Below are 1750 nucleotides of genomic sequence, written 5' to 3'. Positions count from 1 at the left end.
CGGGGTCGGCCTGGCTGGTCTCCTGCTCGTCCTGCGGCGTCTGGCTCTCGGGCGGCGTCGGGTCGAACGTGACCCAGCCGTGGCCCTCGAACGCGATCTCGACCCACGCGTGCACGTCCGCGCCGGTGACGGCCACCGGCGCGTCGGGGTCCACCGGGGCGTCCGGGGTGGCGGGGTCCTCGTCGTCGCCGGGCACGAAGCCCATGACGACGCGCGCCGGGAGGCCCATCTCGCGGGCCATGAGCGCCATCGCCGAGGCGTACTGCTCGTCGTCGCCGACCATCAGGTCGCCGCCGAGCAGCGAGGCCACCCGGTCGGCGCCGTGCCCGGACAGCGACGGGTAGTCGCCCTGGTCCGTGCGTCCGTGCGAGAAGAACCCGCGCTCGGACAGCGCCTGCTCGAGCGCGCGGGCGACCTGGGCCGGCGTCTCGGCCTCGCGCGCCGCGTCGCCCGCCGCCGTCGGCACGGCGTCGGGGACGCCCTGCGGCTCCGGCAGGTCGAGCGCGCTGCCCGCGGCGGAGCCGAGCTGCTCGTCGTCGGGCTCGGCCGGCACCACCGCGTCGAGGGTGTAGCCCAGCCCCTCGCCGAGCCCGCCGGTGAGCACGGCCGCGCCGGTCGCGTCGTTGAACCGGAGCCGCGACTGCGCCTCGGTGTCGTCGAACCGCACGGAGACGGCGTCGCCGACGGTGGGCAGCCACACGCCGGTCAGCCCGTCGACCTGGATCTGCACCTGCACGCGCTCGCCGCCGGTCCCGGAGGCCTGGACGGCGTCGGCCTCCTCGACGGCCTGCTCGCTGACCACCTCGCCGACCCGGCGGAACTGGCCGGAGGCGCGCGACGAGCCGTCACCGGCCACGTTCCACACCACGCCGTCGAACCGGTCGAAGGTCGCGAGCCGGATCCGGGCGCCCGCGGGCAGCCCCTGCACGGTGAACAGCTCTACCGTGTCGTCGTCCTTGACGTACTTGCGGAACGCGGACAGCGGGCTGGCGTAGTCGCGCGGGTCGAACGGCGGCAGCAGGGCGTCGCGCAGGACGTACCGGTCCCGGCTCGCCTCGACCGCGGTGCCCGCCGCGACGCCCGCGCCGCCGGCCAGCGCGACCAGCAGCACGAGCGCCACCGGGCGCCGGGCCCGCAGCCGGCCGGACCGCCACGACGCCCAGACCAGCAGGACGACCCCGATCGCGGTGCCGACCGCCACGGGGGCGACCGTGGTGTGGGTGCCGAGCAGCACGGCACCGGCGAGCACGACCGGCGGGAGCAGCGCGGCCGCCGACGCGGCGCGGCCGGAGCCGAGCGCGAGCCGGACCGCGACCGCGGTGCCCACGACGGCGAGCAGGTACGGCGGCACCAGCAGCCAGCCCGAGCCCCCGAGCGGCGGCTGCAGGGTCAGCACGTCCTTCCAGCCGAGCACCGACCCGCGGACCACCGACACGATCGACGCGAGCGTGGGCACGACGCCCCCGACCGTCTGGTCCGGCGTCGCGAGCGGGCCGCCGAGCAGGACGGTGACGGCGAGCAGCACCGCGGTCGTCACGGGCGGCGACCAGCGCGCCCAGGCCGACAGCACGCCGACGGCCGCGCCGAGCACGACGCCGCCGACCACGGGCGCGAGCAGCACCGAGCCGCCGTACACCGGCAGCAGCGGGGTCAGGGCGGCGAGGACGGCGCCGGCGAGCACCAGCACGTCGACCACCGCCCGGCCGCCGCGCGGCACGCCGCGCCGGGGACGCTCGGCGCCGGCAGGCCG

At 77.9% G+C, this 1750-nt stretch carries 1 protein-coding gene; it reads right to left on the bottom strand.

Annotation, left to right across the window (positions count from 1 at the left end; genetic code table 11):
- Positions 1–1717: transglutaminase domain-containing protein (locus G6556_RS18680; RefSeq protein WP_166944634.1), on the bottom strand; the 1717-nt coding region annotated here is incomplete at its 3' end.
- Positions 1718–1750 lie beyond the last annotated feature (33 nt).

Source organism: Cellulomonas sp. IC4_254, assembly GCF_011603975.1.
Lineage (GTDB): Bacteria > Actinomycetota > Actinomycetes > Actinomycetales > Cellulomonadaceae > Cellulomonas.
The sequence above is the reverse complement of the archived record's forward strand: the minus strand, read 5'-3'. Positions and strand labels throughout refer to the sequence as shown.